At 40.0% G+C, this 16040-nt stretch carries 18 protein-coding genes and 2 other annotated features; of the genes, 16 read left to right on the top strand and 2 right to left on the bottom strand.

The features are described 5' to 3' along the window. The first annotated feature begins 32 nt into the window (after nucleotides 1-32). The 13 genes from ytaF (at nucleotide 33) to HNR53_RS11125 (ending at nucleotide 11618) form a co-directional block, all read left to right on the top strand. A complete protein-coding gene (gene ytaF / locus HNR53_RS11185; RefSeq protein ID WP_184525956.1) occupies nucleotides 33-674 on the top strand; it encodes a sporulation membrane protein YtaF in 642 nt (213 codons plus the stop codon). 27 nt (nucleotides 675-701) lie between these two features. Continuing rightward, nucleotides 702-1316 carry a dephospho-CoA kinase gene (gene coaE, locus HNR53_RS11180; RefSeq protein ID WP_184525954.1) on the top strand — a complete coding sequence of 205 codons (615 nt, stop codon included), beginning with the start codon at nucleotides 702-704 and terminating at the stop codon, nucleotides 1314-1316. A 214-nt stretch (nucleotides 1317-1530) separates the two neighbouring features. Next, nucleotides 1531-2565, top strand: coding sequence for a glyceraldehyde-3-phosphate dehydrogenase (locus HNR53_RS11175; protein WP_184525952.1), 1035 nt, complete (start codon nucleotides 1531-1533; stop codon nucleotides 2563-2565). Between the two features lie 132 nt (nucleotides 2566-2697). Continuing rightward, on the top strand, nucleotides 2698-3159 hold the full coding sequence (nrdR, locus tag HNR53_RS11170; protein ID WP_184525950.1) for a transcriptional regulator NrdR: 462 nt from the start codon (nucleotides 2698-2700) through the stop codon (nucleotides 3157-3159). Nucleotides 3160-3216: 57 nt separating this feature from the next. Further along, entirely contained in the window at nucleotides 3217-4623 is a 1407-nt protein-coding gene (locus tag HNR53_RS11165; RefSeq protein WP_184525948.1) for a replication initiation and membrane attachment family protein, read from the top strand. A gap of 15 nt (nucleotides 4624-4638) precedes the next feature. Further along, a complete protein-coding gene (gene dnaI / locus HNR53_RS11160) occupies nucleotides 4639-5565 on the top strand; it encodes a primosomal protein DnaI (RefSeq protein ID WP_184525946.1) in 927 nt (308 codons plus the stop codon). A gap of 105 nt (nucleotides 5566-5670) precedes the next feature. Further along, nucleotides 5671-6552, top strand: coding sequence for a putative sporulation protein YtxC (locus tag HNR53_RS11155; protein WP_184525944.1), 882 nt, complete (start codon nucleotides 5671-5673; stop codon nucleotides 6550-6552). 347 nt (nucleotides 6553-6899) lie between these two features. Continuing rightward, on the top strand, nucleotides 6900-8837 hold the full coding sequence (gene thrS, locus HNR53_RS11150) for a threonine--tRNA ligase (protein ID WP_184525942.1): 1938 nt from the start codon (nucleotides 6900-6902) through the stop codon (nucleotides 8835-8837). 205 nt (nucleotides 8838-9042) lie between these two features. After that, nucleotides 9043-9179, top strand: a sequence feature (ribosomal protein L20 leader region). Between the two features lie 84 nt (nucleotides 9180-9263). Next, nucleotides 9264-9767: a translation initiation factor IF-3 gene (gene infC, locus HNR53_RS11145; RefSeq protein WP_184525940.1), complete on the top strand. Its 504-nt coding sequence runs from the start codon at nucleotides 9264-9266 to the stop codon at nucleotides 9765-9767. A gap of 16 nt (nucleotides 9768-9783) precedes the next feature. Beyond that, complete coding sequence (gene rpmI / locus HNR53_RS11140) at nucleotides 9784-9984, top strand: 50S ribosomal protein L35 (protein WP_184525937.1); 201 nt, start codon at nucleotides 9784-9786, stop codon at nucleotides 9982-9984. 23 nt (nucleotides 9985-10007) lie between these two features. Further along, nucleotides 10008-10367 (top strand): 50S ribosomal protein L20, encoded by a 360-nt coding sequence (rplT, locus tag HNR53_RS11135; RefSeq protein ID WP_184525935.1) that lies wholly within the window; start codon nucleotides 10008-10010, stop codon nucleotides 10365-10367. 68 nt (nucleotides 10368-10435) lie between these two features. Beyond that, on the top strand, nucleotides 10436-10732 hold the full coding sequence (locus HNR53_RS11130; protein WP_184525933.1) for a DUF1294 domain-containing protein: 297 nt from the start codon (nucleotides 10436-10438) through the stop codon (nucleotides 10730-10732). A gap of 310 nt (nucleotides 10733-11042) precedes the next feature. Then, entirely contained in the window at nucleotides 11043-11618 is a 576-nt protein-coding gene (locus tag HNR53_RS11125) for a TVP38/TMEM64 family protein (protein WP_184525931.1), read from the top strand. 109 nt (nucleotides 11619-11727) lie between these two features. Here HNR53_RS11125 and HNR53_RS11120 read toward each other — a convergent pair whose 3' ends face one another. After that, nucleotides 11728-12111, bottom strand: coding sequence for a sigma-w pathway protein ysdB (locus tag HNR53_RS11120; RefSeq protein WP_184525928.1), 384 nt, complete (start codon nucleotides 12109-12111; stop codon nucleotides 11728-11730). A 188-nt stretch (nucleotides 12112-12299) separates the two neighbouring features. Here HNR53_RS11120 and HNR53_RS11115 point away from each other — a divergent pair, with 188 nt between their 5' ends. Beyond that, nucleotides 12300-13385, top strand: a complete 1086-nt coding sequence (locus HNR53_RS11115; protein WP_184526199.1) for a M42 family metallopeptidase — start codon at nucleotides 12300-12302, stop codon at nucleotides 13383-13385. Nucleotides 13386-13484: 99 nt separating this feature from the next. Here the strand turns inward: HNR53_RS11115 and sspI are convergent, their stop codons facing one another. Then, the gene (sspI, locus tag HNR53_RS11110) at nucleotides 13485-13694 is read right to left on the bottom strand and encodes a small acid-soluble spore protein SspI (protein ID WP_184525926.1); all 210 of its coding nucleotides are present in this window, start codon (nucleotides 13692-13694) and stop codon (nucleotides 13485-13487) included. A 118-nt stretch (nucleotides 13695-13812) separates the two neighbouring features. On the opposite strand from sspI, the gene HNR53_RS11105 reads away from it, so the two are divergent. Then, the gene (locus HNR53_RS11105; RefSeq protein WP_184525924.1) at nucleotides 13813-14556 is read left to right on the top strand and encodes a TrmH family RNA methyltransferase; all 744 of its coding nucleotides are present in this window, start codon (nucleotides 13813-13815) and stop codon (nucleotides 14554-14556) included. A gap of 49 nt (nucleotides 14557-14605) precedes the next feature. Continuing rightward, nucleotides 14606-14847: a binding site (T-box leader), on the top strand. Nucleotides 14848-14955: 108 nt separating this feature from the next. Continuing rightward, entirely contained in the window at nucleotides 14956-15999 is a 1044-nt protein-coding gene (gene pheS / locus HNR53_RS11100; RefSeq protein WP_184525922.1) for a phenylalanine--tRNA ligase subunit alpha, read from the top strand. Nucleotides 16000-16040: the final 41 nt, after the last annotated feature.

Here is a 16040-nt window from a genome sequence, read left to right as displayed (position 1 = left end):
TGTAGTTGTTTATGAGGAAGGAGCCTAAGTCAATGTTACAATCATTCTCACTCACACTTTTACTATTAGCTTTATCTGTCAGTTTAGACAGCTTCAGTGTCGGGTTTACTTATGGGCTAAGGAAAATGCGAATTCCTTTTAAGTCGATTATGATTATCGCCTGCTGCTCTGCTGTTACCTTAATGATTTCTATGTTTATCGGCCATTTAATACAGCGATTTATCTCTCCCGAACTCGCAGAAAAAATAGGCGGTATCATATTAATAGCCCTTGGCGGATGGATTATCTATCAATTTTTCCGTCCTGACAAAGAAAAAGATGTGCTGCTGCATGAGAAAATGATTGTCAATTTAGAAATAAAGTCGCTTGGACTTGTCATTCATATTTTAAGAAAACCAATGAGTGCTGACTTTGACCAATCCGGGACGATTACAGGTCTGGAAGCGTTTATGCTTGGTCTGGCTCTGTCATTAGATTCATTTGGGGCAGGAATAGGGGCCGTCATGCTGGGATTATCACCACTGTATTTGGCTCTGTCTGTTGCTGTATTAAGCTCATTGCTTGTTTTCCTGGGGATGAGGATGGGGGCGTATTTGTCGCAAATCTCCTGGCTGCAAAAACTATCATTTTTACCTGGAATTTTGCTCATCACAATAGGATTACTGCGATTTTAGCCGCAGTAAAGAAAGGAATAACAGTTTATGACTTTAGTTATCGGATTAACCGGCGGGATTGCCAGTGGTAAAAGTACGGTTGCAAATATGTGTAAGGAGCAGGGGATTACAGTCATTGATGCAGATATGGAATCAAGGGATGTGGTTGAACCCGGTGAGAAAGCCTACGACCAAATTATTGAGCATTTTGGAAAAGGTATTCTTCTTGCTGATGGTACAATCAACCGGGCCAAGTTAGGTGAAATTATTTTTAATAATAAAGAAGAGCGAATGGTATTAAACGGGATAGTTCATCCGGCAGTCAGAGAACGGATGAATGCGAAGAAAGAAGCGGCAGCGGCGAGAAACGAAGCGATTCTTATCATGGATATCCCGCTTCTTTTTGAAAGTAAATTAACGAATCTGGTAGATCGCTCACTTTTAGTTTATGTGGATGAAACGACGCAATTAAAGCGCCTAATGGAACGCAACCAATATTCTGAACAAGAAGCCATATCACGCATCCAGTCGCAGATGCCGTTGAAAGAAAAACGTATCTTATCCGATCGGGTAATCGATAATTCAGGAACACCGGAACAAACGCGTGTGCAGCTGTACAGAATACTAAAGGAATGGGGCTTCGAGGAGAAAAAAGAGGACTGAGCCTCTTTTTTTTTGCCTTTGTTCTGAGGTGAAACATAACGTGTGCTGTACTGAAGAGATGGGCATCTGTTTAAATATCACTCATGAATTTTAGATAACACTAAAAATGAAGTGAAAATGAACTTTATGTTGTCACAAGTGGAGGTTAATGTGTTATACTAATTACGAAAGCAACTCGAAAAAAGTATAACGTTATTGTGGAAGGAGCCGAAGCATGAAGGCGAAAATAGCGATTAATGGTTTTGGAAGAATTGGAAGAATGGTTTTTAGAAAAGCGATTCTTGATGATAACCTTGAAATAGTAGCGGTGAATGCCAGCTATCCGGCAGAAACACTTGCTCATTTAATAAAGTATGACACTGTTCATGGCAGATTTAACGGCGAAGTGAGAGCTGAAGAGAATGTACTTGTTGTGAATGGGAAACGTGTGCAATTATTAGACAACCGTAACCCGGAAGAACTGCCTTGGAAAGAATTAAATATTGATATTGTCATAGAAGCAACCGGAAAATTTAATGCCCGCGATAAAGCAGCGCTTCATTTAAATGCCGGAGCGAAAAAAGTAGTACTAACAGCACCTGGTAAAAATGAGGATGTAACGATCGTTATGGGTGTTAATCAGGAAGCGCTTAATATAGCGGAACATGATATCATTTCGAATGCTTCATGTACAACGAATTGTTTAGCGCCTGTTGCTAAAGTGCTAGATAAATATTTTGGTATTGAGAATGGATTAATGACGACTGTTCACGCCTACACGAATGACCAAAATAATATCGATAATCCGCATAAAAAGGATTTAAGAAGAGCACGTGCGTGCGCTCAATCTATTATTCCAACTTCAACTGGAGCCGCTAAAGCACTTGCCCTTGTACTGCCGCAATTACAAGGAAAATTGCATGGCATGTCTCTTCGTGTGCCAACTCCTAATGTTTCTTTAGTGGACTTAGTTGTAGACTTAAAGCGTGAAGTCACAAAAGAAGAAATTAATGAAGTATTTAATAAAGAAGCAGAGGGCGAATTAAACGGTATCATCGATATTACGGATGAGCCTTTAGTATCCGTTGATTTTAATACAAATGAACACTCAGCTATTGTTGACGGATTGTCAACAATGGTCATTGGTGCCACAAAGGTAAAGGTTCTTGCGTGGTATGATAATGAATGGGGCTATTCATGCCGTGTCGTAGATTTAGTGAAATACGTGGCATCTGAGCTTTATAAATCTTCGACAGTAAATGCAGGTTAATTAAATATAGTAGGCCTGTCTTTAAAGAGGTGCAGCACAATCTGCACCTCTTTTATTTTTTTTAGAATACTTGTACTGCTTCATTCTTTTTAATAAGATAGAAGAAAGGAAATTTAAGTCGGAGTTGATTATATGAGATGTCCTTCATGCCAAAATAATAATACTCGTGTTGTCGATTCCCGCCCAATTGATGATTACAGAGCGATCCGCAGAAGAAGAGAATGTGAAAAGTGCGGCTATCGCTTCACTACCTTTGAAAAAGTGGAAGAAATACCGCTGATTGTTGTGAAAAAGGAAGGAATTAGAGAGGAATTCAGCCGCGAAAAGGTGTTACGCGGTTTAATCAGGGCATGTGAAAAAAGACCTGTTTCTTTAAACCAATTGGAAAACATCGCATCAGAGGTTGAAAGGGAATTACGGAACCAGGGCGGTGCAGAAGTAAAAAGCGAAGTCATCGGTGAAATGGTCATGGACCGTCTTGCTGAAGTAGATGAAGTGGCATATGTTCGTTTCGCCTCCGTTTATCGACAATTTAAAGATATTAATGTGTTTATTGAGGAATTAAAAGAATTAATTAAAAAAGAACAATCCTGATGAGCTGAAGGTTTCTTTAGCTCTTTTTTGAAATATTGAATGGAAAGGTTGACATGCATGACACAACATTGGCAAGAATTATTACCAATTGATCGCTATGTCGTCACTGCCAATGGATTATTACATGATTATGATCGAAAAGTACTCACCTTTTTATATCAGCCGCTGATTGGTGCCATGACCTTAAGTCTCTATCTGACATTATGGGCGGAACTGGAAGAAAACCGCTTATGGTCTGAATCACATTCACATCACAGTTTAATGAATTTTATGGACATGAATTTGCAAGCGATTTATAACAGCCGCTTAAAGCTGGAGGGCATTGGTCTTTTGAAAACCTATGTGAAAGAGGATGAGGATATACGGTCGTTTGTCTATGAACTTCAGCCGCCTCTGACACCGGAACAATTTTTATTAGACGGGATGCTGAACATCTATTTATATCGCAAAATAGGCAAAGCCCAATTTGCACGGGTCAAACGCTTCTTTAGTGACCAGACGATGCAAGATTCAGATTACAAGCAGGTCACAAAGGCCTTTCAAGACGTATTTACTTCCTTCCATCCTAGTGCTTTTTCCTACAGTGACGAAATGAAACAGGATATTGAAATGGAGCAGGAGTATTCCTATATTGGCAGGCAGCACCCGAAAAATATTAAAGCAGAAGCGCCTGATTTTAATTTCGATCTGCTATTTGCCGGGCTTCATGAAAATTTAATTTCCGGCAGTGCTTTTACGGAGCCTGTAAGAGAAGTCATTAGCAATTTAGCCTTCTTATATGGGATCGATCCCATTCAAATGAAGAATATTGTCATTAGTGCGATTGACGAGGATAATAAGATCAATCTCGAGGAATTAAGAAAATCCGCGCGGGATTGGTATCAATTTGAGCACTATGATCAGCTGCCTTCCTTGATTGAGAGAACACAACCAGTCATTCATCAATCTTCGAAACAAGAACCGGAAACTCAAGAGGATAAATTGATTCGTTACTTTGATACTACTTCACCGTTACAGTTTTTAAAGGACATTTCTGGAGGAGCTGAGCCTGCTAAAGCAGAAATGAAGATAATTGAAGATGTCATGTTTGGTCAAAAATTAAATCCTGGTGTTGTGAATGTCTTAATTGATAATGTGTTGCGAATAGCGGATAAGAAATTACCAAGAGGTCTAGTTGAAGTAATTGCTGGTGAATGGGTAAGGAATGAAATTAAAACCGTTAAAGAAGCGATGGAATTAGCCAAAAAAAATCGCCGTCAATATATAGAGCGGGCTAAAGAGAAAAAGACCACAAAGTCAGGAAATTATAAAAAGAAACCGATTCGTACGGAAGTATTGCCCGACTGGTTTGATAAAGAAGATAAAAATGAAGCGAAAGAAAAGAGTGTAGCGGCAAAAACAGCTGAAGAAATTGAAAAAGATAATCGTGAAATAGAAGAAATGCTGAAAAAATTGCGTTCATAGGAGGTGGACAAAAGGATGGAGAGAATTAATGAGACCTTAAAGCGTTTAGCCGGTAATAAAAGCTTTCAAGAAAAATATCGACAAATGCGAGCAGAAATTTTAATGAATCCCTATGTAAAGGCATTTCTAAATGAACATCAAGATGAAATCACAAATGATTTGCTTGAAAAAAATTTAATGAAATTACATGAATTTGGGAATCAAAGTATCCAATGTGATCACTGTCAAAGCCTTGAAAATTGCAAGAACTTAATGCAGGGGTACTATCCGAAATTAGTTTTCTCAAGGGGCTCTATTGAAGTTCATTACGATAAATGTCCCAGAAAACTGATGGATGAAGAAAAAAGGAAAAATGAAAAGTTAATTAAAAGTCTGTATGTTCCAAAAGATATTTTACATGCTTCTTTTGAAGTGATGGACAGGAGCGAAAGAGCTGAAGTAATAAAAAAAGCACTTGCTTTTGTCATGAACTGCAAGGAAGGACTTACGACCAAAGGACTTTATTTTCATGGTGAGTTTGGTGTAGGAAAGTCTTATATTCTCGGAGCGATTGCAAATGAGTTAGCTAAACATAAGATTTCCTCTATGATCGTCTATGTTCCGGAGTTATTCCGTGAATTAAAAAGTTCGATTGGTGATTCGACCCTGAATGAAAAATTGGAAGCTATTAAAAGAGAGCCAGTTCTGATGCTCGATGACATTGGCGCGGAGACAATGTCAAGCTGGGTAAGGGATGAAATCCTTGGTCCAATCCTGCAGTTCAGGATGCTTGAAAACCAACCGACAGTATTCACTTCGAATTTAGATTTTCAAGGGCTTGAGCACCATCTAACCTATAGTCAGCGTGGCGAGGAAGAAAAGATAAAAGCCCGCAGGATTATGGAAAGAATCAGATATTTAGCTGAACCGGTTTTGGTGGAAGGAAGAAATCGGCGACATTGATGCGGCTGTTGCGTGACAGCTGCATTTTTTTGATCCCCATCTACTTCTAATTTGACCAAGTTCTCCATATATATATAAGCATAGATATATAAGGAGGGATTTGAGTTGATTGAAATCCATTTCCGACAAAAAGAGGATGCACAATCGCTGTATTCTTTTTTACAGCAGCAATTACCGGATAAATCAATTGGGGAATATACGCTTCATTGCGAAGATTCACATATAGTTAGGGGCAGAAATACGCACAGCAGGAAAGATGAACTGTTTCGCTGGACGAAAACAGGACTATGCCATTTCATTATGAAGGTGAAATTGAATGATTGGCTGAAGAATATCCTTGCCGCTTATTATTATCGTGATGAAGAGGAACAGCAGCAAATTATTGAGATTGTTCATTCTATACTAGAGGGGAAAAATGATGAACTAAATGCTTTTCTACCGCAAATGAATTTGCAGGAACGACTGTTTATCTTAATTCATGAATGGTTCCGTGAACAGCCTGTTTTTTCTTTTGATCACTTTATTAAATTCAGGCTGCGTTCCTTTATCAATGAATTGGAGAAATATGTAGAATTATCACTTGATGAATACAAAATGGAACAGGAATACCAGGTCTTTATTCAAAGATTAAGAGATTTCTTGCGTGAGAGGTCTCCGAAACAACCGAAGCTTCATCTGCTCTGTGATGAAGGCATCACCTTTTTTAATGAACATTTTGCCGAAATGAAGCGGGGCGATTTAATCGGGATGATCGATCGGAGGCTCTTAATCAATCATCCGGTTTATGTTGATTCAGTGACGATCGCACCACTGCTGTCCATTGCACCATCCAATATATATTTGTATACAAATGATACAGAACAGCCGCTTATTCGCACAATCCGGAATATTTTTGAAGAAAGGGTGATTTGTAAACCGATAAACGCCTTTACGGAAATGAAAGACAGATTTTGCCCTCTTTCGACGAAAAAAGATATGTCCTCTTGATTTTCAATTCATTAATGTCTATAATACAGTACATAATATATGATTAAAAGTAATGATGAGGACAAGGGTATTCTTTTACGGTTTTAGAGAGGGAAGTCGAGGCTGGAAACTTCCTAACACGAATGGATTACTTACCACCTCTAAACTTCGACCGGGAAAAATGGAGATGATGGACTTAAGTCCATTGTACTCGTTAAAGTATCGGAAGACGGCTTAAAACCGTTATCAGACTACAAAGTCATTTTTGTCTTGTGCAAAAATGAGAAGTAGGGTGGAACCACGTGTCTAATAGCTCGTCCCTTTTATAGGGAGGGGCTTTTTTATGTTTACATAAGGAGGAAAAAAGAATGTCAGATGTTTTAAAAATTACATTTCCTGATGGTGCAGTAAAGGAATTCCCGCACGGTGTCACAACGGAGGATATTGCCGGATCGATCAGTTCAGGATTAAAGAAAAAGGCCTTAGCTGGCAAGCTGAACGGTACAATGATTGACTTAAGACGTCCAATCGAAGCGGACGGCGCGATTGAAATTATTACTCAGGATCAGCCGGAAGCATTGGAAATCCTGCGCCACTCAAGTGCTCATACGATGGCACAGGCAATCAAACGTTTATATAAAGATGTAGAAGTGAAACTTGGCGTGGGACCTGTCATTGAAGGCGGTTTTTATTATGATATCGATCTGCCAGTATCTATTACACCAGAGGATTTACCTTTAATTGAAAAAGAAATCAAGAAAATTATAAACGAAAATATTCCAGTTGTCCGCAAGGAAGTAAGCCGAAATGAAGCGATTCAAATTTATAAGGAGATTGGCGATGAATATAAGATTGAATTGATTGAAGCCATTCCTGAGGATGAAACGGTTACGATTTATGAGCAGGGAGAGTTCTTTGATTTGTGCCGCGGGGTGCATGTTCCGTCAACAGGCAAGCTGAGAGAAATTAAGCTATTAAGTATTGCCGGTGCGTATTGGCGCGGCAACAGTGATAATAAAATGCTGCAGCGTATTTATGGAACGGCCTTTTTCAAGAAAGAAGATTTAGCTGAACATTTACGTTTGTTGGAAGAAGCAAAAGAACGTGATCACCGAAAGATCGGGAAGGAATTAAATTTATTTACTACTTCGCAAAAGGTGGGACAGGGTCTGCCGCTCTGGATGCCGAAGGGTGCGACGATCCGCCGCATTATTGAACGCTATATCGTCGATAAAGAAGTAAGCCTTGGCTATGACCATGTGTATACACCCATTATGGGAAGTGTCGAACTTTATAAAACATCCGGGCACTGGGATCACTACCAGGAGGACATGTTCCCTGTCATGGATATGGATAATGAACAGCTTGTTCTTCGTCCGATGAACTGTCCGCACCACATGATGGTCTATAAAAACGGAATTCACAGCTATCGTGAACTGCCAATTCGGATTGCAGAGCTTGGAATGATGCACCGCTATGAAATGTCGGGCGCACTTTCCGGACTGCAGCGTGTCCGCGGCATGACATTAAATGATGCCCATATTTTTGTGCGGCCCGATCAAATTAAAGAAGAGTTTAAACGTGTTGTTGAGCTGATTCTCGAGGTTTATAAAGATTTCGATTTTGAAAGCTTCACCTTCCGTTTATCTTACCGGGATCCGGAAAATACGGAAAAATATTATAACGACGATGAAATGTGGGAAAAAGCACAGAGTATGCTTAAGGAAGTTATTGATGAGATGGATGTCGACTACTATGAAGCAGAAGGCGAAGCGGCTTTCTACGGTCCTAAACTCGATGTACAGGTTAAAACGGCCTTAGGTAAGGACGAAACTCTTTCAACTGTACAGCTTGATTTCTTGCTTCCTGAACGCTTTGATCTCACTTATGTGGGAGAAGACGGCAAACCGCATCGTCCAGTGGTTATCCACCGTGGAGTTGTGTCAACGATGGAGCGTTTCGTGGCATTCTTAATTGAGGAATACAAAGGAGCATTCCCAACATGGCTGGCTCCAGTACAGGTACAAGTCATTCCTGTGTCTCCTGAAATCCATTATGATTATGCTAAAAACGTATTAGAGCAGCTGAAAGCAGCTGGTTTCCGTGTTGAATTAGATGATCGCAATGAGAAAATCGGCTATAAAATTCGTGAAGCGCAAATGCAAAAGATTCCGTATATGCTGGTAGTTGGCGATCAGGAAGTGACCAACCATTCGGTAAACGTCCGTAAATACGGGGAACAAAAATCGGAGACAGTTCCTTTTACAGACTTTATGCAAAACCTGAGAACAGAGGTAGAAAGATAACTCCCTGCAATTGGAAATAAATATTTTTTAGAAATCTATTGCATAAAATGAGTTTCGTATGATAAAATTTTATTCGTTGCGGTAAAAAGTACATTTTTTTAGGATTGGAATTTATATGTACTGAATCCGCTATATGGAAAATTCCTCTTTGACATTACGTAATCATTTGTGATATAGTAATTCAAGTAAATCGAATACGGTTTTTTAGGAAAAGAAGAAGCACCCGCTTCTCACCTGATTGACGCTGGTAAGGCTGTCGACAGGTAACGTATACATTTTTAGTTATAATAACTATGATGTGGTAAGGTGTGGGTGACTAATCATCCACACCTTTTTTGTGAAGAAAACTGACTGAAACTGGGTGTTCTTAACCTAAATATTGTATTCTTGATAAACATTCGGAGGTGTTTTGCTATTAGCAAAGATATGTTGTTGAATGAGGGAATTCGTGCCCGTGAAGTACGCCTGATTGATCAAAATGGTGAACAATTAGGAATTAAATCAAAAAACGATGCACTTGATATTGCGGCTCGTGTCAATCTTGATCTTGTTCTAGTTGCTCCAAATGCTAAACCACCTGTTGCCCGTATTATGGACTACGGTAAGTTTAAGTTTGAACAACAGAAAAAAGAAAAAGAAGCACGTAAAAATCAAAAAGTCATCAGTATTAAAGAAGTCCGATTCAGTCCAACGATTGATGAACATGATTTTAATACAAAACTTCGCAATGCGATCAAATTCCTTGAAAAAGGCGATAAAGTGAAAGCGTCGATTCGTTTCAAAGGACGTGCTATCACACATAAAGAAATTGGTCAACGTGTATTAGACCGTTTTGCAGAAGCATGCAAAGAAGTTGCAACTGTGGAATCACATCCAAAAATGGATGGAAGAAGCATGTTCTTAGTTCTAGCACCTAAAAACGATAAGTAAGAGGAGGATATACCAAATGCCAAAAATGAAAACACACCGCGGCGCTGCTAAGCGTTTCAAAAAAACTGGATCTGGTCAATTAAAGCGTGATCACGCTTATACAAGCCACTTATTTGCCAATAAATCTACAAAACAAAAACGTAAACTTCGTAAAGCAGGACTTGTTTCAAGCGGAGACTACAAACGCATTCGTCATTTATTAGACAACATTAAGTAATTTCAAAATAGGAGGGAAACCATATGCCACGTGTAAAAGGCGGTACAGTTACTCGCAAACGTCGTAAAAAGGTTCTTAAATTAGCTAAAGGTTATTTCGGTTCAAAACATACATTATATAAAGTTGCTAACCAACAAGTAATGAAATCATTACAATATGCTTACCGGGATCGTCGTCAGAAGAAACGTGACTTCCGTAAGCTTTGGATTGCTCGTATCAATGCAGCTGCACGCATCAACGGTCTTTCATACAGCCGTTTAATGCATGGCTTAAAGCTTGCTGGTATCGAAGTAAACCGCAAAATGCTTGCTGATCTAGCGATCAATGATGCCAATGCATTTGCTGAATTAGCAACTGTTGCAAAAGCAAACTTAAGCAAATAATATTGATTATGAAGCCATTCTCTATCATTAGAGAGTGGCTTTTTGCATTAAAGTTTAGGAGGAATTACATGACTTATTTCATTCTTATCTTATTTCTGCTGCTGAATATAATTGGCTTTAGTTTAATGAATGTGGATAAAAAACGGGCGATTAAACACGGCTGGCGCATAAAAGAAAAAACATTATGGCTCACGGCGATTTGCGGCGGTGCAATTGGAGCAGCAGCTGGAATGTACCTGTTTCACCACAAAACGAAGCATCTTTCTTTTAAAATTGGTTTTCCCATTCTTGCTGGTATCGAAGCCATCTTCTATTTTTATTTCTTAAATTGGTCATATCATTTCTCTTTTTTCGATAAGCTTTAATAACATCATGAATCAAATCCGCCCCGTCGAATTTGCGCCCGATTTTTTTCACGCTCAAAGCGCCACATCCTGTGGCTTTGCCTGACTAGGACGTCCTGTCCGTCGTCGAGCTCGCTCGAAAAATTTCCTTTGAAAAATCGAGGCATCCGCCGGAGGCTAAACTTCATTCAGCCGGGGTTTGAACCCCCACTGAATCGGAAATATACTTTGCATTCATCCCCCACTTATAGAAGTGGAGGACTTCAGCTGAATGAAGTTCATCAAAAGGCAATGAGGCAGCCTCAGAGCCGATGCGAAAAGAGGTCAAACGATGGATGAAAGTATGTCGATTTTGCTGGTTGTTCTTGGAGCAGGCGGGGTTCTTGCTCCGGTAGCCTTTATCCTGTTTCATCTTATTCGGCAGTTTCTCTTTATCCCTGTTACCATTGTCTGTCTGGCTGGGGGAATTCTTTTCGGTGCCTTGTTTGGCACTTTATTATCCCTGATTGGCTTGCTGTTAAATTCCGTTTGTTTTTATTTTCTGATTGGTAAAATGCCAAAGACATATGAAAAACTAGCTAAATTAAAAAGAAAATGGTTTGGGGAATATCGCAATCTTACTGTAGCCCAAACGGCCGTTTTACGCTTAATTCCATTAATTCATTTTCATCTGCTGAACTTTTGTTTGATGGAAAAAGACCGCCGGTTTAGCCCATATATGAAAAATAATCTGCTCTCTAATTTACCGCTGGCGTTCTTCTATTCTGCCTTTGGCTCTATTATCAGCCTATTTACACCTCTCGTTATGGCAGTTATCTTTCTATCCTTGATGGTTCTTGTTTATTTATTACGGGAAAAAGTGACGGTGATTAAATGGCAGAAGTTTTTCAGCTTAAAGGAAGGCTGATGATGAGGAAAAAGGGAAAAGCCAACGGGATAGTTGGCCTTTCAGACTGCCCTGTTTACGGCTAAAGAGGACGCGGAATGAATAGTGATAAGGATATTGCGGCTCTTTATTATTTTTTTTGCAAAAATTCCTTTACTGGACTTTTCCAATCTAATGCTGCATACGGATAATAGCTGCGCACCCGTTCCTCAATAAACTGAAAATCTTCGCGTACCAGCCCCTTTAATGCTGCTGTACTATGAGACCAAATAAAGATTGAAACAACATCAAAGGAATCATCTGTAGTGCCTAAATACTTTTCCCCTTCAAAAAGAACGCCTTTATAGGTGAGAAAAAAGTTTTTTCGTACATTATTGGGATCATCTAAAAAATAATAGCGCTTTTGTTCGTGAGCTGATTCGAGTTTTCGTTTTGGGTTTAATATAAATTTTATCATTCGATAGATGAGGAAAAGAATAAGGGCGAATAGCATAAAGCGTACAAGCCACAACAAAATAACCCCTCCCTTTTCTTTATGATTCCTTATTTACGATTAAAAAAATAAAAGGTTTCACATAAAGGAAAATTATTTTGAAAGGGAAGATAAGATGGATGAAACAGACCGTTCATTCGCTAATTTTTTGTATAACGACAACCCCCTTCTGTATAATAGATAGTAGACCATACAAAGGAGTCGAAATGATGGCTAAATTTGATGAAACGCTTACGATGTTAAAGGATTTAACAGATGCCAAAGGAATCGCCGGAAATGAGAGAGAACCCCGGGAAGTCATGAAAAAATACATAGCACCCTATGCAGATGAAATCATAATGGATCATCTTGGCAGTTTAATCGCTAAAAAAACAGGTGATGAAAACGGACCGAAAATTGTCGTGACCGGACATTTAGACGAAATTGGTTTTATGATTACGCAAATTGACAGCAAAGGATTTTTGAAATTCCAAACAGTTGGCGGCTGGTGGAACCAGGTGATGCTGGCACAGCGAGTGACCATCGTTACACGTAAAGGAGATATTACGGGAATGATCGGCTCGAAACCGCCGCATATTTTATCGCCTGAAGCACGGAAAAAACCTTATGAAATTAAAGACATGTTTATTGATATTGGCGCCACCAGCAAAGAGGAAGCAGAAGAGTGGGGTGTACGCCCGGGAGATATGGTAGTTCCGGCATTTGAATTTACGGTGATGAAGAATGAAAAAATGCTTTTAGCAAAAGCGTGGGATAACCGGATTGGCTGTGCGATTGCCATCAATGTGCTGCAGCAGTTACAAGGTGTCAGCCATCCAAATATTGTTTATGGTGTTGGAGCGGTACAGGAGGAAGTTGGCCTACGCGGTTCCAAAACATCCACCTTCAAGGTACAGCCTGATATCGGTTTTGCCGTGGATGTAGGAATTGCCGGGGATACACCAGGAGTGTCTGAAAAAGATGCGATGGGCAAAATGGGAAATGGACCGCAAATTGTTTTATATGATGCCTCCATGGTTTCTCATAAAGGGCTGCGCGATTTAGTCACAGATACAGCGGACGAATTAAACATTCCTTATCAGTTTGAATCGATTCCCGGCGGCGGCACCGATGCCGGTTCGATTCATGTGACAGCTAAAGGGGTGCCGGCACTTTCTATCGGCATTGCCACCAGATATATTCATTCGCACGGTGCGATGCTGCATCGTGATGATTTTGAAAACGCCGTAAAACTTGTGGTTGAAGTAATCAAACGCTTAGACCGCGAAACAGTCGACCGGATCACATACGAATAAGGTGCCTAGTACCGTAAAATGACAGATGGCCTTACCAGATGGGCTAAGTGAATAGTCTAACCTATGGGTACAAAGAAAAAATAACAGCCGCAATGGCTGTTATTTTTTTAGACCTGCTTCTAAAGCAGAAAGCATTTCTTGTTTATCTTGTTCTGAGGAATGATTCCAAATGACTTCAAACAGTACTCCAAGTCCAGGAAGCATTTTTTCTTCACCGGTAGAAATGGCATCCACAATCGTATCCTCAAGCTGGGCCTGGGTATTCCCTGAGACATTGTGAATAATGGCGTTACGCAAATTCAAGTTCATCTATTTTCCTCCTTAAACATTAACATGAACAGTAATTAGCGTTTCCTATTGATGATGCAATATGTATCCAAAGTGCGTTATAATAAAAGGCAATGCAGACTAAAAGGAGCGTAAGCAAGTGAAATATATTGAATCAGTCAAAAATCCAACCGTAAAGGCTTGGAAAAAGCTTTTAACGAAAAAAGAGCGGGATCGTTCAGGCCGCTTTTTGATTGAAGGATATCATCTGGTAGAGGAAGCGCTAAAAGAACGGCTTGTCATGGAAGTCATTGTGAATCAGGATATGGACAAACAGCCGCCCATTATAATAGAAGGAACTGAGGTTATTTATGTAACCAATGAAGTGATGAAGGCTATATGTGATACAGAAACACCGCAGGGAATTGCAGCAGTCTGTGAAAAGCCGTCCATGTCTCTTGAACCAGATAAGGCAAAAAAACTGCTTTTATTAGACCGGGTGCAGGATCCGGGGAATATGGGAACGTTAATCCGTACAGCAGACGCAGCGGGCATGGATGCTGTTATTTTAGGCGAGGGATGTGCTGATCCCTATAATCCGAAGGTTATCCGCTCCACACAAGGAAGCCTATTTCATCTGCCAATCGTAAAGGCCGATTTGGCTGCGTTTTTGGACACTCTTACCATTCCAGTTTATGGCACATCTCTAGAGGGCGGAGTCCATTTTGAGACGGTGGAAAAATCGGATGCATTTGCTCTTTTGGTGGGGAATGAAGGACAGGGTGTAGCCCAAGAGCTTCTTGATAAAACAACAAGAAATTTGTATATTCCCATATACGGTAAATGCGAATCATTGAACGTTGGCGTAGCTGCCGGCATATTTATGTATTATTTGCGAAAATGAATTTGAAACCAATGGGAATTTGTACTATAATAATACAGAATTTGATAAAACAAAGACGATGACAGAGACCAGTAGCTTAGGAAATCCGTTACAAGGGAGAAAATGCCGTGACTGAAAGCATTTTTAATGGCGCTGCTTAAGGGAATTCACCTCTCGAGTTGGCATTGGGAAGATTGTGTAACCAATCCGAAAAATGTTCCGGTGAAGAGCCGTTATGGGAATGAAGTGAGTGTGTTTCTTTTTTGCGCACTAATAAGGGTGGTACCGCGAAAAGTAAGCCTCGTCCCTTTTTTGGGATCGAGGCTTTTTTGTGTTTATCTAATGTTTGTCTTTGTTCATAATAGGGATGGAATGAAAGCCGCCCGACTATGAATCATATTTAAAGGAGGAATTACAAACATGCAGGAACGTTTACAAGAACTGCAGACAGAGGCGCTGGAAAAAATTGCAGCAGCATCTGACTTAAAAGAATTGAATGATATTCGTGTTGCCTACTTAGGCAAAAAAGGACCAATTACAGAAGTGCTGCGCGGCATGGGGAAATTATCGGCTGAAGAACGCCCGAAAATGGGGGCATTGGTGAATGTTGTCCGTGAAACGATTACAGCAAAAATCGAAGAAAAGCAAGCCCTGCTTGAGGAAGAAGCAGTTACGGCGCAGCTGGCAGCAGAAACGATTGATATCACATTGCCGGCAAGACCTATTAATAGAGGAAACCTTCATCCATTAACGCGAATCATTGAGGAAATTGAAGACGTGTTTATCGGTATGGGTTATGCAGTAGCAGAAGGTCCGGAAGTGGAAAGCGACTACTATAATTTTGAAGCGTTAAACTTGCCAAAAAGCCATCCTGCCCGTGATATGCAGGATTCCTTCTACATTTCAGATGAAAGTGTGCTAATGCGTACACATACTTCACCTGTTCAGGCAAGAACGATGGAAAAACAAAAAGGACAGGGACCGGTTAAGATTATCTGCCCTGGTAAAGTGTACCGCCGCGATAATGATGACGCGACACATTCCCATCAATTTATGCAAATTGAAGGTCTAGTGGTAGATGAAAACATTTCGATGAGTGATTTAAAAGGAACACTAGAGGTCTTCCTGAAAAAAGTCTTCGGCCAGGAGCGCGAAATCCGTCTGCGTCCAAGCTTTTTCCCTTTTACAGAACCGTCTGTTGAAGTAGATATTTCTTGTAAAATTTGTCAGGGACATGGATGTAATGTCTGTAAGCATACCGGCTGGATCGAAGTATTAGGCGGCGGAATGGTTCATCCAAATGTTCTTGAGATGAGCGGCTTTGATTCGAAAAAATATTCCGGATTTGCTTTCGGAATTGGTGTAGAACGCATTGCGATGCTGAAATACGGAGTAGATGATATTCGTCATTTCTATACAAATGATGTCCGTTTCTTAAAGCAATTTAATCGCTTTGAAGTGTAAGCATTTGGATAAACAAGGGATTATTGAATGAATAGGAGGAT

Origin of the sequence: Bacillus benzoevorans (genome assembly GCF_014207535.1) — a bacterium.
Taxonomy (GTDB): Bacteria; Bacillota; Bacilli; order Bacillales; family Cytobacillaceae; genus Bacillus_BD; species Bacillus_BD benzoevorans.
The sequence above is the reverse complement of the archived record's forward strand: the minus strand, read 5'-3'. Positions and strand labels throughout refer to the sequence as shown.